This is a genomic window from Pseudomonas sp. Z2-11, assembly GCF_054161305.1.
Genome location: NZ_CP096395.1, coordinates 1,251,362 through 1,266,940, shown reverse-complemented (window position 1 = coordinate 1,266,940; position 15,579 = coordinate 1,251,362). Strand labels below are relative to the sequence as shown.

16 protein-coding genes are annotated in these 15,579 nt (G+C 60.4%); 5 read left to right on the top strand and 11 right to left on the bottom strand.

Features of this window, described 5'->3' with window-relative positions; translation table 11 throughout:
• Positions 1-81: 81 nt before the first annotated feature.
• The 4 genes from aspS to M1E16_RS05490 all read right to left on the bottom strand — a co-directional run bounded on the left by aspS (position 82) and on the right by M1E16_RS05490 (position 3,292).
• A complete protein-coding gene (gene aspS, locus M1E16_RS05505; protein WP_458129383.1) occupies positions 82-1,857 on the bottom strand; it encodes an aspartate--tRNA ligase in 1,776 nt (591 codons plus the stop codon).
• Between the two features lie 75 nt (positions 1,858-1,932).
• Positions 1,933-2,154, bottom strand: a complete 222-nt coding sequence (locus M1E16_RS05500) for an FmdB family zinc ribbon protein (protein WP_003178589.1) — start codon at positions 2,152-2,154, stop codon at positions 1,933-1,935.
• 118 nt (positions 2,155-2,272) lie between these two features.
• Positions 2,273-2,614 carry a ribbon-helix-helix domain-containing protein gene (locus M1E16_RS05495; RefSeq protein ID WP_458129382.1) on the bottom strand — a complete coding sequence of 114 codons (342 nt, stop codon included), beginning with the start codon at positions 2,612-2,614 and terminating at the stop codon, positions 2,273-2,275.
• Positions 2,615-2,818: 204 nt separating this feature from the next.
• Entirely contained in the window at positions 2,819-3,292 is a 474-nt protein-coding gene (locus tag M1E16_RS05490; protein ID WP_305496408.1) for a Dps family protein, read from the bottom strand.
• A gap of 397 nt (positions 3,293-3,689) precedes the next feature.
• Between M1E16_RS05490 and M1E16_RS05485 the strand changes: the two genes are divergently transcribed.
• Complete coding sequence (locus M1E16_RS05485) at positions 3,690-4,295, top strand: cold shock domain-containing protein membrane protein (protein WP_458129381.1); 606 nt, start codon at positions 3,690-3,692, stop codon at positions 4,293-4,295.
• 70 nt (positions 4,296-4,365) lie between these two features.
• Here M1E16_RS05485 and M1E16_RS05480 read toward each other — a convergent pair whose 3' ends face one another.
• Together M1E16_RS05480 and M1E16_RS05475 are read right to left on the bottom strand one after the other, a co-directional pair.
• Positions 4,366-4,572: a SlyX family protein gene (locus M1E16_RS05480; RefSeq protein WP_420765260.1), complete on the bottom strand. Its 207-nt coding sequence runs from the start codon at positions 4,570-4,572 to the stop codon at positions 4,366-4,368.
• A 3-nt stretch (positions 4,573-4,575) separates the two neighbouring features.
• The gene (locus M1E16_RS05475; protein ID WP_434695706.1) at positions 4,576-5,001 is read right to left on the bottom strand and encodes an HIT family protein; all 426 of its coding nucleotides are present in this window, start codon (positions 4,999-5,001) and stop codon (positions 4,576-4,578) included.
• Positions 5,002-5,819: 818 nt separating this feature from the next.
• Here M1E16_RS05475 and M1E16_RS05470 point away from each other — a divergent pair.
• Positions 5,820-7,187: an OprD family porin gene (locus tag M1E16_RS05470; RefSeq protein ID WP_434695707.1), complete on the top strand. Its 1,368-nt coding sequence runs from the start codon at positions 5,820-5,822 to the stop codon at positions 7,185-7,187.
• 93 nt (positions 7,188-7,280) lie between these two features.
• Here the strand turns inward: M1E16_RS05470 and M1E16_RS05465 are convergent, their stop codons facing one another.
• Both M1E16_RS05465 and M1E16_RS05460 read right to left on the bottom strand, forming a co-directional pair.
• Positions 7,281-8,123, bottom strand: coding sequence for a mechanosensitive ion channel family protein (locus tag M1E16_RS05465; RefSeq protein WP_305496415.1), 843 nt, complete (start codon positions 8,121-8,123; stop codon positions 7,281-7,283).
• Between the two features lie 143 nt (positions 8,124-8,266).
• Positions 8,267-8,752: a YajQ family cyclic di-GMP-binding protein gene (locus M1E16_RS05460; protein ID WP_042728748.1), complete on the bottom strand. Its 486-nt coding sequence runs from the start codon at positions 8,750-8,752 to the stop codon at positions 8,267-8,269.
• 143 nt (positions 8,753-8,895) lie between these two features.
• On the opposite strand from M1E16_RS05460, the gene M1E16_RS05455 reads away from it, so the two are divergent.
• The 3 genes from M1E16_RS05455 to M1E16_RS05445 are packed head-to-tail and all read left to right on the top strand — an operon-like array spanning position 8,896 to position 12,480.
• On the top strand, positions 8,896-9,813 hold the full coding sequence (locus M1E16_RS05455; protein WP_458129380.1) for a putative 2-dehydropantoate 2-reductase: 918 nt from the start codon (positions 8,896-8,898) through the stop codon (positions 9,811-9,813).
• A 46-nt stretch (positions 9,814-9,859) separates the two neighbouring features.
• Positions 9,860-11,896 (top strand): sensor histidine kinase, encoded by a 2,037-nt coding sequence (locus M1E16_RS05450; protein ID WP_434602950.1) that lies wholly within the window; start codon positions 9,860-9,862, stop codon positions 11,894-11,896.
• Positions 11,897-11,898: 2 nt separating this feature from the next.
• A complete protein-coding gene (locus M1E16_RS05445; RefSeq protein ID WP_458129379.1) occupies positions 11,899-12,480 on the top strand; it encodes a cob(I)yrinic acid a,c-diamide adenosyltransferase in 582 nt (193 codons plus the stop codon).
• A 122-nt stretch (positions 12,481-12,602) separates the two neighbouring features.
• On the opposite strand, the gene M1E16_RS05440 is transcribed toward M1E16_RS05445, so the two are convergent.
• From M1E16_RS05440 to argJ, 3 genes are all read right to left on the bottom strand, one after another.
• A complete protein-coding gene (locus M1E16_RS05440) occupies positions 12,603-13,547 on the bottom strand; it encodes a Nudix family hydrolase (protein ID WP_434625753.1) in 945 nt (314 codons plus the stop codon).
• On the bottom strand, positions 13,544-14,176 hold the full coding sequence (locus tag M1E16_RS05435) for a glutathione S-transferase family protein (RefSeq protein ID WP_458129378.1): 633 nt from the start codon (positions 14,174-14,176) through the stop codon (positions 13,544-13,546). The genes M1E16_RS05440 and M1E16_RS05435 overlap by 4 nt, the downstream gene beginning before the upstream one ends.
• A gap of 134 nt (positions 14,177-14,310) precedes the next feature.
• Positions 14,311-15,528, bottom strand: a complete 1,218-nt coding sequence (gene argJ / locus M1E16_RS05430) for a bifunctional glutamate N-acetyltransferase/amino-acid acetyltransferase ArgJ (RefSeq protein WP_434653534.1) — start codon at positions 15,526-15,528, stop codon at positions 14,311-14,313.
• Positions 15,529-15,579: the final 51 nt, after the last annotated feature.

Below are 15,579 nucleotides of genomic sequence, written 5' to 3'. Positions count from 1 at the left end.
CCGCTTGCGCGGCAGCCAGCAATCGGAAATATCGACCCCAACGAAAAGGCGCATCCGAAGATGCGCCCTCAGGTGCCGGCCTTACTCAGCCTTTGGCTGTTCACGCAAACGGATATGCAACTCGCGCAGCGCCTTGGCATCCACCACGCCCGGAGCCTGGGTCATGACATCGGCCGCGCTCTGGGTTTTCGGGAATGCGATCACTTCGCGGATCGACTGGGCGCCGGTCATCAGCATCACCAGGCGATCCAGGCCGAAGGCCAGGCCACCGTGGGGCGGCGCACCGTACTTCAAAGCATCGAGCAGGAAGCCGAACTTCTCTTCCTGCTCGGCTTCGCTGATACCCAGCAGACGGAACACTGCCTGTTGCATTTCCTTGCGATGGATACGGATCGAACCGCCGCCCAGCTCGGTGCCGTTGAGGACCATGTCGTAGGCACGGGACAATGCGCCGGCCGGGTTGGCCTCCAACTCTTCAGGCGAGCACTTCGGCGCGGTGAACGGGTGGTGCAAGGCAGAGAAGCTGCCGTCGTCGTTTTCCTCGAACATCGGGAAGTCGACGACCCACATCGGCGCCCACTCGCAAGTCAGCAGTTTCAGGTCGTGACCCAGCTTGATGCGCAGCGCGCCCAGGGCTTCGCTGACGATCTTGGCTTTGTCGGCGCCAAAGAACACGATATCGCCATCGACCGCGCCCACGCGATCGAGGATCACGTTGAGGTTGGCTTCCGGGATGTTCTTGACGATCGGCGACTGCAGGCCGTCGATACCGGCGGCGCGCTCGTTGACCTTGATGTACGCCAGGCCCTTGGCACCGTAGATGCCGACGAACTTGGTGTAATCGTCGATCTGCTTGCGCGGCATGCTGGCGCCGCCTGGAACACGCAGGGCGGCGATACGGCATTTCGGATCGTTGGCCGGACCACTGAAGACCTTGAATTCGACTTCCTTGAGCTGGTCCGCGACGTCCACCAGTTCCAGCGGGTTGCGCAGGTCAGGCTTGTCGGAACCGTAGCGACGCATGGCCTCTTCGAAGGTCATGTGCGGGAATTCGCCGAACTCGAGACCCAGCACTTCCCGGAACAGGTTGCGGATCATGCCCTCGGTCAGGCCCATGATGTCTTTTTCGTCGAGGAAGCTGGTCTCGATGTCGATCTGGGTGAATTCAGGCTGCCGGTCGGCACGCAGGTCTTCATCGCGGAAGCACTTGGCGATCTGGTAGTAGCGGTCGAACCCGGCCACCATCAGCAGCTGCTTGAACAACTGTGGCGATTGCGGCAAGGCGAAGAAACTGCCGGGGTGGGTACGGCTCGGCACCAGGTAGTCGCGGGCGCCTTCCGGCGTGGCACGGGTCAGGATCGGCGTCTCGACGTCGAGGAAGCCGTTCTCGTCCAGGTAGCGACGGATGCTGGTGGTCATGCGCGAACGCAGGCGCAGCTTCTCGGCCATTTCCGGGCGACGCAGGTCGATGAAGCGGTAGCGCAGGCGGGTTTCCTCGCCCACGTCGGAATATTCGTTGAGCGGGAACGGCGGGGTTTCCGATTCGTTCAGAACCTCCAGCTCGTAGCCCAGCACTTCGATCATGCCCGACGCCATGTTGGCGTTGCCGGCGCCGGCCGGACGCAGGCGCACCTTGCCGGTGATCTTGACCACGTATTCGCTGCGCACGCGGTCGGCGGTGGCGAAGGTTTCCGCGCGATCAGGGTCGAACACTACCTGGGCCAGGCCTTCACGATCACGGATATCGAGGAAAATCACCCCGCCATGGTCACGGCGACGATGAACCCATCCGCAAAGAGTAACTTCCTGACCTTCCAGGCTTTCGTTCAGTTGGCCGCAATAATGGCTGCGCATCATGGTAGTGGTTTCACTTCTCGTAATTCGAAATTCGGTTGGAGGCCCTGCCCGTGCAAGAACCCGCGCGTGTTCAACTCAGTCAGCCTTGTCGCCACCGGCCAGGTTCTTCTTGGCACCGGTCTTGAAGTCGGTTTCATACCAGCCGGTGCCGCCGAGGCGGAAACCTGGCATGGACAGCATCTTTTTCAGCTCCGGCGCCTGGCAGGCAGGGCAATCGACCAGCGGTGCCGCGCTGATTTTTTGAATGGCTTCCATCTGATGACCACAGGAAGCACATTGATAGTCGTACATCGGCATGGGGGTTGTCTCGACAATCAGGTTATTCACGCAAAACCCGGGCTTTGCGGCAAAGAGCGGGATTATATCCATTAAATGCGGCCTGTGCAGCCGTAAGACCGCACAGGCGGTGAGAGGGCTAGGCCTCGCGATGATCGGTGCCCATATCCTTCAGGCTGTGCACCACGCAGACAACACGCACCAGCCCGCTGAAATTGCGCACGCCGCCGTGACGCAACTGCACCTCCCGATCCACATGGGAGAGCAACGTACTGACGGAGCAACTGTTGAGCTCGGCCATATCGCCGAGAATATCCCAATAGACTTGCTCAAGGCGTAAACAGGTGGCGAACCCGTTAAGCCGGATGGAGCGGGCCAGGGGCCGGGCCAGTTGCATATCGAACCCGCTGACGAACGGGTCGATGCTGACGGACTTGAGGCGCCCGCCTGCACCGCCCCTGGGTGCTTTTCCTTGAATCATACCGTTGACACTCCTTTGCCATACGAGCCTCAGTCAGGCCAAGCGGCCTGGGGCTCTATGGAAGCTCAACTCGAGCGCAAGCTCCAGATGACTTTTTGCCCATCAGCGTAGGAGATGACAACAGTAGCCCGAGGACGAATGACTCCGTCCTACCCCGGACCGCAGGCGATGATGCCTTTGGCGGCACCATCGCCCGATTCAGGCTTACCGCTCGTCCAGCAGCGAACGCAGCATCCAGGCGGTTTTTTCATGAACCTGCATGCGCTGGGTCAGCAGGTCGGCGGTCGGCTCGTCGCTGACCTTGTCCAATAAAGGAAAGATTCCGCGGGCGGTACGTGTCACCGCCTCCTGGCCTTCGACCAGTTGCCGGATCATGTCCTCGGCGCCAGGCACGCCTTCCTCCTCCTTGATGGAAGACAGGCGCGCATACACCGAGTAGGCACCCGGCGCCGGAAAGCCCAGGGCACGGATCCGCTCGGCGATCAGGTCCACCGCCAGCGCCAGCTCGTTGTACTGCTCCTCGAACATCAAGTGCAGGGTCCGGAACATCGGCCCGGTGACGTTCCAATGAAAATTATGGGTCTTGAGGTAAAGCACGTAGGTGTCCGACAACAGGCGCGAAAGCCCGTCGACGATGGACTTGCGATCTTCTTCGCTGATACCGATATCAATTGCCATGTGTTTGATCTCCTGACGGTGATGAATTCGACAGCGGCCATTGCACTCTAGCGGGTGTCGCCGTCTGTAGCCTGCGACTAATCGCCAGCCCTCCTGAACCGACAAGCCGGGATGGCGGAGGGTTCCGGCGCAGCGGAAAATTCAAGCTCCTTTGCCGACCACCTTCAAGCGCCCCGCCGGCGCTTTTCGGCCGACGAACAGCGTGTCACGGGCCCGTAACGAGTTTGAGAAGGCCGGGGCTTTGCTGTTAAATAGGCAGTGTGTCGCTACGCCTATTTTTCCGGGCGTCGCGCATAGGCTGATTCGGGTACGTGTTCCTACGCCTCTCATTGTTCTGAAGCGAACCGCCCCCGACCAGCTCTTCCTTGTGATCTGTCTTAACCGTGAGCCAATCAAAATGTTGAAAATCGTCCACTTGCTAATGGGCGCAGCTGCCCTGCTGCTGTCCTTCATCCCTAGCCTGGGTTCCGAAGCCACACCTTACCTGCAACATCCCGACGCGCTGTACCTGGCCTTTTTCGGCCTGCTCAACCTGACCCTGGCACCCGTCATCCCTTACTGGAACAAAGGTCCACGTCATCAACTGCAAAACCTTGTCAGCGCCCTGCTGGTGCTGGCCGTCGCCCTGCAAACACTGACCCTGCTGGCGCCAATGCCGGAAATCGGCGGCCAACCCGCCATTCTTTCCAGCCTGGCCGCCGCGTTGCTCGCTGTGTTGCTACACCTGGCCGTCAGCTTCTACAAGAAGTCGCCGCCGGCCGCCGCGCCGCAGAACTACGACATGTCCAACCGTGATACCGGTACCGTGAAGTGGTTCAACACCTCCAAGGGGTTCGGCTTTATCTCCCGCGACTCCGGCGATGACATTTTTGTGCATTTCCGGGCCATTCGTGGCGAAGGCCATCGCGTCCTGGTCGAAGGCCAGCGCGTGGAGTTTTCCGTCATGCACCGTGATAAAGGCTTGCAGGCCGAAGATGTGATCGCCGCGCTGCCGCGCCGCTGATCCAGGCGTAAAAAAACCGCGATGCAGCCAGGCTGCTCGCGGTTTTTTATCGCCTGCCGTTCGGCCCCGGTCAGTAATGCGGTGGCGGCGCATCTTCTTCAAAGGATTCGAACTGGCCGGCCATTTCCTCCTGACGTTTGAGCAACGCCGCCATCTGCAGCTGCAGACGTTCGACAACTCGCTGCTGCTCCACCAGCACGTCGTTTAATGCCTGGATGGTGTCGTCCTGAAACGCCAGGCGGCTTTCAAGGTCGGTTACACGCTCTTCAAGGTTCATGGTTCAGCCCTCCAGGAACTTGAAATCATCGGTCAGGACCGCTCGCAAACGTTCACGAATGACGCTTACCTGCTCGGCATCATAAGGCCGTGCCGGATGTTTGCCCCACACCGGCGCAGGCCATGCGGCATCCTCTCGCTTGCGCACGATCACATGCATGTGCAATTGACTGACAACGTTACCCAAGGTTGCAACATTCAATTTGTCGGCATCGAACGAGTCCTTGAGGGTTTCAGCCAGTGCCGTGGTTTCTTTCCACAACTGTTGTTGATCGGCGTCATCCAATTGAAACAATTCACTGATATTTTCCCGGCGCGGCACGAGGATGAACCACGGGTAATTGGAATCATTGGACAATAGCAAACGGCACAGCGGGAAATCGCCGATAGGCAATGTGTCTTGTTGCAGTCGTGGATCTAGGGCAAACACCGCGCGTACTCCTCGCTCATTGATCGATTGCGATCGAGCTGGCAGCCCGCAGGCCCGCCCGAGCACAGGAGGCCAGCATACCTGTGAATGCCGGAACGTTCACTGCGCACCGTCTTTGCGCACCAATACCGCGCACCGGTACTTTAACGGCGCACCTCGAGCTGAGCAGACACAAGCGCTGTGCGGTTTTCGTACAGCTGGAAGATTTTTTGCACCAAAACAGCACAATGCGTCTACGCTCTGTGCACGAAGCATCCGCGTTTTACCCACCGAAGGGGTGAACCGGTAACGTTTTTGGTTGTCCGGCGCGGTTTACCCGCTTCAAACATGGCAGCTGTCCAGCAGTCAACCCCATTTAAAACAAGGCCTTTGGAGCCCGGTTTCATGAGGTTTCACCGCAACCGCAGCTAAAATGTGAAAAAAATGTAAAAGAAAACGGGATTTGTGCATGCTTGTTGCATTCATCCCAACATCGTCTACAGGGTAGCGTAGGAAGCGAAACCTGCAGGCTCGAAAATTAAAGTGGCAAGGCTGCCCTCAGGAGCATCAAGCGTAGCAACCAGGGACTCTTTACACCGATGGCGAACCCAATAGAACAACTCTGAAGTTGTCAGTTCGGACGCCTCGGTTCAGCTGAAACACGACATGGATCGAGCCATTGGCGACATGGTCGTAAAGAAGCTGAAAGGTTGAATGGGCAAGTGTCGCCAAAGAATGTCGGCGTGATATAAGTTTGCGCCGACACAAAAAGAAAGAGCCGCCCAGATAAAAAAACAGGTGGGACGGCAGTACTCTTAAAACCAAAGGAGCAAATCACGATGCGCGTGATGAAGTGGAGCATGATCGCACTGGCCGTTGCTGCAGCAGCCAGTACTCAAATGGCTACGGCCGCACCTTTCGTAAGTGACCAGTCTGAAGCCAAAGGCTTTGTTGAAGACGCCAAGTTCGATTTGCTGCTGCGTAACTATTACTTCAACCGTGATAACAAAGACGGTGGCAACGACCAGAAAGACTGGACCCAAGGTATCTGGGGCAACTTCAGCTCTGGCTACACCCAAGGTACCGTAGGCGTCGGTGTCGATGCGTTTGGTTACCTGGCACTGAAACTGGACGGTGGCGACGGTACCGGTGGTACCGGCAACATGAGCCGCGGTGTCGATCGCGATGGCGACGGCGACTCCGATGGCCCCGTCAACGACAGCCAGGGCAAAGCCGGTGCAGCGATTAAGTTCCGCGTATCCAAAACCGAGCTGAAAGTTGGCGACATGCAGCCAAGCACCGCTCCAGTGTTCGCGATTGGCGGTTCCCGCGTCCTGCCTCAAACTGCCAGCGGTTTCCAACTGCAGAGCAGCGAAGTCAAAGACCTTGATCTCGAAGCCGGTCACTTCTACTCGGGTACCAGCCAGGACCGTAACGCACGCAATGGCGGCCTATGGGCTACCTACGCTAGCGTCGAAGCCAATACTATCGACTACCTGGGCGGCAAATATGCCATCAGCGAAAACCTGAGCGCATCGTTGTATGGCGCCAAGCTGGAAGACATCTGGAACCAGTACTACGCCAACCTGAACTACACCATCCCAATGGGCGGTGACCAGTCGTTGAACCTGGACGGTAACATCTACCGCACCACTGATGCCGGTAGCGCTGAAGCTGGCGACATCAGCAACACCACGTTCTCCCTGGCAGCGGCCTTCTCGTTCCTGAAAGCACACACCATCACCGTGGCCTTCCAGAAGGTCAACGGCGACACCCCGTTCGACTACATCGGCGTGGGCACGAACAACCGTGGCGGCGACTCGATCTTCCTCGCCAACTCCATTCAGTACTCCGACTTCAACGCACCTAACGAGAAATCTGCCCAGATCCGTTATGACTTGAAAATGGCTGAATACGGTGTTCCTGGTCTGAGCTTCATGACCCGTTACGTTAAGGGCTGGGACATCGACGGTACCGGTTTGGCTGCTAACAGCGTCTACCGTGACGACCTGGGCAACCCGCTGTACGGTGCAGACGGCAAGCACAACGAAACCAACTTCGAAGCCAAGTACGTTGTTCAGTCTGGCCCGGCCAAAGATCTTTCCTTCCGTATTCGTCAAGCCTGGCACTACGCTAACGCTGACGAAGGTGAAGGCGACGTCAAAGAGTTCCGCCTGATCGTCGACTACCCGATTTCGGTTCTGTAATTGCCGAAAGTCAGTTTGCGGTAATCAAAAAAAGACCCATCTTCGGATGGGTCTTTTTTATTGCGCTGAAGCTTGACCAGAAAATCAAATCGGTCAGGCCGATGCGGACTCCTGAACCACTCGAATCACGCGCTGAGGAAACGGAATATCGATACCGGCATCCTTCAAGCGGTCGCGGGCCTGTTCATTGAGCATGAACATCACGTTCCAGTAGTCCGCCGTTTTTACCCAGATGCGCAGTGAAACAGTGATCGAGCTGTCGCCCAAGGTGGAGATCACCGCTTCAGGTGCAGGATCGGTCAACACCCGTTCATCCTTGGCCAATTCCAGTAACACTTCCCGAGCCTTTTGCAGGTCGGCCTGGTAATCCACGCCCACGTCGAACACTACTTTACGGGTCGGCTGGCGATTGGTGTTGGTGATGATGCCGTTCGACAGGTTGCCGTTGGGCACGATGACCGTCTTGTTGTCACCGGTACGCAGGACCGTGTGGAAGATCTGGATGCTGTCGACCGTTCCGGCCACGCCTTGGGCCTCGATCCAGTCACCGATGCGAAACGGGCGGAACAGCAGGATCAACACGCCGCCGGCGAAGTTCGCCAGGCTGCCTTGCAAGGCCAGGCCAATCGCCAGGCCTGCCGCACCGATAGCCGCAACGAAGGAAGTTGTTTCCACACCGATCATCGAGGCGACGCTGACGATCAGCAGGATCTTCAGAATGATGTTTGCCAGGGTACTGATAAACCCTTGCAGCGCGAGGTCGGCGTTACGCAGGGCCAGCAGCGCCCCGAGCTTCTGCGTCACCTTGTTGATCAGCCACCAGCCGATGGCCAGGGTGACAATTGCCAGCAACACGCGGCTGCCGTACTCCATGATCATCGGTATCCAGGCCTGGGAGGCCTTGACCAGGTGGTCTACTTCAGCGTTCAAGTCCATCTAATTCTCCTTTGTTCCTGTTGCACGCGGTTGTGGCGAGGGGGCTTGCTCCCGCTTGGGGGCGCAGCACCCACCAAAGGGGCCGCTACGCAGCCCAGCGGGAGCAAGCTCCCTCGCCACAGTGGTTCCCTATAACCGAGGGGTCAGTCGCGGAAGTTGTTGAACTGCAGCGGCATGCCGAATTCCTTGCCCCGCAGCGCGGCGATGGCTTCTTGCAGGTCGTCACGTTTCTTGCCAGTGACACGCACCTGCTCGCCCTGGATGGCGGCCTGGACCTTGAGCTTGGCGTCCTTGATATGAGCGACGATTTTCTTGGCCAGTTCCTTGTCGATGCCTTCCTTGAGCACAGCTTCCTGCTTCATCAGCTTGCCGGAGGCGAAGGCGTCCTTGACCTCAAGGCATTGCACGTCGATCTTGCGCTTGACCAGCGCCAGCTTGAGGATCTCGATCATCGCCTCGAGCTGGAAATCGGCCTCGGCGGTCAGGTTGACGGTCAGGTCCTTTTCCTTGAACTCGAAACTGCCCTTGCCCTTGAGGTCATACCGACGGTCGAGTTCCTTGACGGCGTTTTCAACGGCGTTGGTGACTTCGTGCTTGTCCAGTTCGGATACCACGTCGAATGACGGCATGTAGTGTTCTCCAAATAAAAAGGCGCGCTCATGACAAAGGCGCGCACTTGGCTTGTGGTTGAAATCGGGCTCATTATAACGGGTCTTTTCCCGTCGTTACCGCGAGCGCCTCAGATGCCTGCGCCAAACCGAGTAAAAAACTGATGTCCACCACCTGGCACGTCCTGGGCGCCGGCAGCCTCGGCACCTTGTGGGCGACGCGCCTGGCCCGGGCCGGCCTGCCGGTGCGGCTGGTGTTGCGCAATGAACAACGGCTGCAGGCTTACCGGGAGGCCGGAGGGCTGACGCTGGTGGAACAAGGCCAGGCGCAGTGTTACCCGGTGCCAGGCGAAACCGCGCAGGGCCTCGAACCGATAAAACGCTTGCTGCTGGCCTGCAAGGCCTATGACGCGGAGGCGGCTGTGGCTTCGGTCGCCCATCGCCTGGATGGCGAGAGCGAACTGATCCTGCTGCAGAACGGCCTCGGCAGCCAGGACGCCGTGGCGAACCGCGTCCCCCAGGCCCGCTGTATCAGCGCCTCCAGCACCGAAGGCGCGTTTCGCGACGGTGACTGGCGCGTGGTGTTCGCCGGCCACGGCTACACCTGGCTGGGCGACCCCGCCCAGCCGGTGGCGCCGGTCTGGCTGGATGACCTGGGCATGGCCGGCATTCCCCACGAATGGAGCGCCGACATCCTCACCCGCCTGTGGCGCAAACTGGCGCTCAACTGTGCAATCAACCCATTGACGGTACTGCATCAGTGCAAAAACGGCGGCTTGCAGGAACACCGCTGCGAAGTGGCGACCTTGTGCGCGGAGCTCGCCGATCTGCTCGAACGCTGCGGCCAGCCGACGGCGGCTGAGGATTTAAAGTCGGAGGTGGAACGGGTGATCCAGGCCACAGCCGCCAACTATTCCTCCATGTACCAGGACGTTGCCAACCGGCGACGTACCGAAATCAGCTATCTGCTCGGCCATGCCTGCGCCGTCGCGCGGCGCCATGACGTGGCGGTGCCGCATCTTGAACAGATGCGCCAGCGCCTGATTGCCCACTTGGACAACCTCGGATTGCCCAGCGACTGAGCAGCGGCTACGCTGGCCCTCGTGTTCCCTTTCAGCGACGAGTCAGATGCCATTGCGCCAGCGCCTTGAAAATCTCCCGGTCGGCCAGAAACTGCTGGCGGCCCTGTTGGTATTGTTGACCACGGTTCTGCTGGTGGCCAACCTGACCTTTATCAGCGCGGCCTATTACATTTCCCAGGAAAGCATGGCACCCCAGGCCTTGCAGACCATCGGCCGACTGGTAGCCAACCCGAGCCTGATCTCCGACGCATTGCAATCGCCGCAAAGTGCCAAGCGCCTGCTCGATGAACTCAACAGCTATGCGCCGCTGCGGGCAGCGGCACTGTATGACGGTGACGGCGTACGCCTGGCCCAGTTGCAACAGGGCGAGAAGCTCAAGTTGCCGGAGCATTTCCGTAACATGCAGGCCTGGCAGGCCGGGGAGTTTCGCAGCAACCAGGTCATTACCCTGCCCCGCCCCGGCACGGCGCCCGGCCATCTCCTGCTGGTGGCCAGCAGCGAACTGCCCACCGCGTTCTACACCGGTACCCTGACCGCCAGCCTGGGCATCCTGATTTTCAGCGTGCTGTTGTGGCTGGTCATTGCCCAGCAGATCAAGCGGCTGATCACCCAGCCGATCCATCAACTCGAAGAGTTGTCGCGCCAGGTCACCCGCGAAGAAAACTATTCCCTGCGCGCCGCCCGGGGCAACCACGACGAAATCGGCAGCCTGGCCGAAGCGTTCAACACCATGCTCTCGCGGATCGAAGCCCGGGAGCAGCAGCTCAAGCGCGCCCGCGACGATTCCCAGGCCGCCTACGACCAGGCCCAGGGCCTGGCGGAAGAAACCCGTCACACCAACCGCAAGCTGGAGCTGGAAGTCCAGGTCCGCAGCAAAATCGAGAAAAAACTCACCGGCTTCCAGAACTACCTCAACAGCATCATCGACTCCATGCCGTCGGCGCTGATTGCCCTCGACGAACAGCTCTATGTCACGCAATGGAACCAGGAGGCCAGCGCCCTTTCCGGCACCCGGCTGGATGAGGCGCTGAACCAGCCGATTTTCCTCGCCTTCGAGCCGCTCAAGCCGTACCTGCCGCAGCTCAAGCAGACGGTGGAACAGCACACAGTGGCCAAGATCGAGCGCGTCACCTGGACCAAGGACGATGAAGCCCGGCATTACGCCCTGACTTTCTATCCTTTGATGGGCGGTGCCGGGCGCGGCGTGGTGATCCGCATCGATGACATCACCCAGCGCCTGTCGCTGGAGGAAATGATGGTGCAATCGGAAAAAATGCTCTCGGTAGGCGGCCTCGCGGCGGGCATGGCCCATGAGATCAATAATCCGCTGGGGGCGATCCTGCACAACGTGCAGAATATTCGCCGACGCCTGTCTGCGGAATTGCCGAAGAACCTTGAGCAGGCCGAGCAGTTGGGGATCGATTTACCGGTGGTCAACCGCTATCTGGAAAGCCGGGAGATCCCGCAGTTGCTCGATGGCATCCAGCAGGCCGGCGCCCGGGCAGCGAAAATCGTCACCCACATGCTCAGCTTCAGCCGCCGCAGCACAAGGCAGATGGCGCCTTGCGACCTGCCAGCACTCATCGACCAGGCTGTGGAAATTGCCGGTAACGACTTCGATCTGGCGATCGGTTTCGACTTCAAGGGCCAGGCGATCATCCGCCAGTTCGACCCCAACCTCGGCCCGGTGCCAGGCACCGCCAACGAACTGGAGCAGGTATTGCTCAACCTGTTGAAAAACGCCGCCCAGGCCATCCATCAACGCCAGGACGACAGCGAGCCCGGCCGTATCATCCTGCGTACACGGCTGAATCCGCCGTGGGCGGAAATCCAGGTCGAGGACAACGGCATCGGCATGAGCGAGAACGTGCGCAAGCGTACCTTCGAGCCGTTCTTCACCACCAAGGAGATCGGCCAGGGCACCGGGCTCGGATTGTCGGTGTCGTATTTCATCATCACCAACAACCACAAGGGCCAGATGGAAGTGCAATCAGCGCCGGGCCAAGGCACTTGCTTCACCCTGCGCCTGCCGCTGGCGGGCACTTCGATGGTGGCGCAAGAACACAAGCAAGTGGAGCGCTGAACATGGGTTTTCGTCTGTCGAAGATTTACACCCGTACCGGGGACAAAGGTGAAACCGGACTGGGGGATGGTCGCCGGGTGGCGAAGGATCATCCGCGGATCGAGGCCATCGGCGAAGTGGATACGCTGAACAGCCAACTGGGCTTGTTGCTGGCCGGGCTTGCCGCCGAAATGGAACGTTACCCGGCGTTGAAGGAAGTAACCGAGGTGCTGGCGCCTTGTCAGCATCGGCTGTTCGACCTCGGCGGCGAGCTGGCGATGCCGACCTATCAGGCCCTGAACGATGCAGAAGTGGCGCGCCTGGAAGCGGCCATCGATATGTGGAATGAAGAGTTGGGGCCGCTGGAGAATTTCATCCTGCCCGGCGGCTCGACCCTGATCGCCCAGGCCCATGTGTGCCGCAGTCTGGCCCGTAGCGCCGAGCGCCGTTGCCAACAGTTGAACGCAGTGGAACCACTGGCCGGGCCGGGGCTGGCGTATATCAATCGGTTGTCGGACCTGCTGTTCGTGGCGGCGCGGGTCATCGCCCGGCGCCAGGGTGTGGCGGAAGTGCTTTGGGAGGCGGCGGCAAAGCCTGAGAGTTGAAGCATAGGCGCTGTCAGGGCCTCTTCGCGAGCAGGCTCGCTCCCACAGAGGTTTTGTGAACGCCGAAATCCAGTGTGGGAGCGAGCCTGCTCGCGAAGAGGCCAGCAGACACACCCATAGAATCAAGCGTCAGGCCAGAACGCCCGAATCCCCGCTACCCCTTGCGCCCCGGCTTCCCAGGCTTTCTGCCGCTGATCGGGGCCTACCCCGCCCAACAGATACACCGGCCTGTCGAACCCCTCGATCAGTCGCGCAGCCTCTTCCCACCCCAATGGCTGCGCATCGGGATGGGTCTGGGTCGGTTGCACGGGTGACAACGTCACGAAATCCACGCCCATCTGCTGAGCCAAGGAGAGTTCCTCGGCGTTGTGGCACGAGGCCGCCAGCCAGCGATCGGTGCCGAACGGCCGACCCGCCGCCGCATGCTTGCGCAGTTGCGCGGCGGTGATATGCCAGCCGGCAGACGGAAAGTCACCCAGCCATTCGAACGGCCCCTTGAGCATCAATTGCGCCTTGCCGGCACACAGCCCCACCGCGTCCACCGCCAGGTCACGGTATTGCGGGTCGTAACCGTTGGGCGCGCGCAGTTGCAGCAGCTTGATCCCGCCAGCGACAGCCTTTTGAATGCCACGCAGCAAGGCGGGCGTTTCAAGGCCTTCAGGGGTGATCAGGTACTCGCCCGGCAAACGGGCCGCCGCGACGATTGGCTGATTGGCCGCTGGAAACTCGTAGTTGGTCAATTCACGGGCCGTCACCCAGGCAAGCGGCTGGCCTTCGGCGCCATGGGGCTCGCCGCTGAACGCCGAGACTTCCCAGACATCCAGCAACACCTGCTTGTCCGGATAATCGTGGCGCACCTTGATCAGTGGCCGGGCAGCGCTGACGACAATGCCCAACTCTTCGAGAAGCTCCCGGGCCAGCGCCGTTTCGACCGACTCATCGGCCTCGACCTTGCCCCCCGGGAATTCCCACAAACCGCCCTGGTGCTGGGAATCGGCCCGGCGGGCAATCAGGATTCTGCCGGCGGCGTCGCGAATGACCGCCGCCGCTACATGTACGCGTTTCACCGGGCAATTTCCTCCAGGCCAGCTTGTTGCCACGTTTTGAAGGCCGGCCATTGATAAAGGGTTTCAACGTAGGCCGCGTCGACTTCCGGCAGTTCCACCTGGTAGGTGCGCAAGCGCACGGCAATCGGCGCAAAAAATACGTCAGCCAGGCTCAGGGTACCAAACAGGTAGGGCCCGGCTTCGGTAGCCGCCGCGCGGCACTCTGCCCACAACGCCAGCATCCGCTGGATTTCCGCCTGCACATCCGCCGGAATCGGTGACAACGGCGCATCGCGGCCCAGATCGAACGGCATGTGGGTGCGGATGGCAAAAAAACCACTGTGCATCTGCGCACAGGCCGAACGAGCCTGGGCCCGTGCCGCTACATCCTTGGGCCAGAGACCGGCCTCGGGAAACTGCTCGGCCAGGTACTCGGCAATGGCCAGGGAGTCGGCGATCACGCCGAACCCGGTCTTGAGCAGCGGGACCTTGGCCGTGGCCGAATACTTCAGCAGTTTTTCGCGGGTATCGGGCTGGCCGAGCCTGACCAGTTCTTCGGTGTAGTTCGCGCCGGTCAACGACAAGGCCAGCGCGCCCCGCAGGGACCAGGAAGAAGCTCGTTTATCGCCGATGATCAGGTGCAGGCTCATTTGGATTCCTTTCTTTTGGTTCTGGGGGTGTTTGTACTGCCGCCTTCGCGAGCAGGCTCGCTCCCACACTGAATCTGCGGCGTTCACAGAATCCCTGTGGGAGCGAGCCTGCTCGCGAATGGAACGACTCGGTTTTAAGTCCGATACTCAGCGTTGATCTTGACGTACTCGTGGGACAGATCGGTGGTCCAGATCGTTTCGCTGCAATCGCCACGCCCCAGCTCGATGCGGATGGTGATTTCCTCCTGCTGCATCACCGCCGCGCCCTGCGCCTCGGTGTAGGTCGTCGCCCGGGCGCCCTGGCTGGCGATGCAGACCTCACCGAGGAATACGTCGATCTTGCTCACGTCCAGCTCAGGCACCCCGGCGCGGCCGACAGCGGCGAGAATACGACCCCAGTTCGGGTCGGAAGCAAACAGTGCGGTCTTGATCAGCGGCGAATGCGCCACGGTATAACCGACGTCCAGGCATTCCTGGTGATTACCACCACCGTTGACCTGTACGGTAACGAACTTGGTCGCGCCTTCGCCGTCGCGGACGATGGCCTGGGCCACTTCCATGCACACCTCGAACACCGCCTGTTTCAGCGCCGCGAACAGCGGACCGCTGGCTTCGGTGATCTCCGGCAGGTTGGCCTTGCCGGTGGCGATCAGCATGCAGCAGTCGTTGGTCGAGGTGTCGCCGTCGATGGTGATGCGGTTGAAGGACTTGTTGGCGCCGTCGAGCATCAGGTCCTGCAGCACCTGGCGGGAGACCTTGGCGTCGGTGGCGATGTAACCGAGCATGGTCGCCATGTTCGGGCGGATCATGCCGGCGCCCTTGCTGATGCCGGTCACGGTCACGGTTACACCGTCGTGCTGGAACTGGCGGCTCGCACCCTTGGGCAAGGTGTCCGTGGTCATGATGCCGGTGGCGGCCGCGGCCCAGTTGTTTTCCGAGAGGTCATCAAGGGCGGCTTGCAGCGCGCCTTCGATTTTTTCGACCGGCAGCGGTTCGCCGATCACACCCGTGGAGTACGGCAGCACCTGGCTGGCGTCGACACCGGTCAGTTCAGCCAGCCTGGCGCAGGTGCGCTCGGCGGCGGCCAAGCCTGGCGCGCCGGTGCCGGCGTTGGCGTTACCGGTGTTGGTCAGCAGGTAACGCACCGGCCCTTGCACGCGTTGCTTGGCCAGGATCACCGGCGCGGCGCAAAACGCATTGAGCGTGAACACGCCGGCCACCGTCGAGCCCTCGGCGCAACGCATGACCACCACATCCTTGCGCCCGGGACGCTTGATGCCCGCCGAGGCGATACCAAGTTCAAAACCGGCAACCGGGTGCAACGTTGGCAACGGACCAAGACCAACAGCCATGAATGCGCTCCTTATAAAATTATTTCAGCACCGCCTTCATCAAGACGGCGA

What these genes read in the sequence shown, in the direction of transcription:
- M1E16_RS05445 (WP_458129379.1), top strand. Translation starts at nt 11,899, where the DNA reads ATGGGTTTTCGTCTGTCGAAGATTTACACCCGTACCGGGGACAAAGGT.
- argJ (WP_434653534.1), bottom strand. Translation starts at nt 15,528, where the DNA reads ATGGCTGTTGGTCTTGGTCCGTTGCCAACGTTGCACCCGGTTGCCGGT.
- M1E16_RS05455 (WP_458129380.1), top strand. Translation starts at nt 8,896, where the DNA reads ATGTCCACCACCTGGCACGTCCTGGGCGCCGGCAGCCTCGGCACCTTG.
- M1E16_RS05480 (WP_420765260.1), bottom strand. Translation starts at nt 4,572, where the DNA reads ATGAACCTTGAAGAGCGTGTAACCGACCTTGAAAGCCGCCTGGCGTTT.
- M1E16_RS05500 (WP_003178589.1), bottom strand. Translation starts at nt 2,154, where the DNA reads ATGCCGATGTACGACTATCAATGTGCTTCCTGTGGTCATCAGATGGAA.
- M1E16_RS05485 (WP_458129381.1), top strand. Translation starts at nt 3,690, where the DNA reads ATGTTGAAAATCGTCCACTTGCTAATGGGCGCAGCTGCCCTGCTGCTG.
- M1E16_RS05465 (WP_305496415.1), bottom strand. Translation starts at nt 8,123, where the DNA reads ATGGACTTGAACGCTGAAGTAGACCACCTGGTCAAGGCCTCCCAGGCC.
- M1E16_RS05495 (WP_458129382.1), bottom strand. Translation starts at nt 2,614, where the DNA reads ATGATTCAAGGAAAAGCACCCAGGGGCGGTGCAGGCGGGCGCCTCAAG.
- M1E16_RS05470 (WP_434695707.1), top strand. Translation starts at nt 5,820, where the DNA reads ATGCGCGTGATGAAGTGGAGCATGATCGCACTGGCCGTTGCTGCAGCA.
- aspS (WP_458129383.1), bottom strand. Translation starts at nt 1,857, where the DNA reads ATGATGCGCAGCCATTATTGCGGCCAACTGAACGAAAGCCTGGAAGGT.
- M1E16_RS05435 (WP_458129378.1), bottom strand. Translation starts at nt 14,176, where the DNA reads ATGAGCCTGCACCTGATCATCGGCGATAAACGAGCTTCTTCCTGGTCC.
- M1E16_RS05490 (WP_305496408.1), bottom strand. Translation starts at nt 3,292, where the DNA reads ATGGCAATTGATATCGGTATCAGCGAAGAAGATCGCAAGTCCATCGTC.
- M1E16_RS05460 (WP_042728748.1), bottom strand. Translation starts at nt 8,752, where the DNA reads ATGCCGTCATTCGACGTGGTATCCGAACTGGACAAGCACGAAGTCACC.
- M1E16_RS05450 (WP_434602950.1), top strand. Translation starts at nt 9,860, where the DNA reads ATGCCATTGCGCCAGCGCCTTGAAAATCTCCCGGTCGGCCAGAAACTG.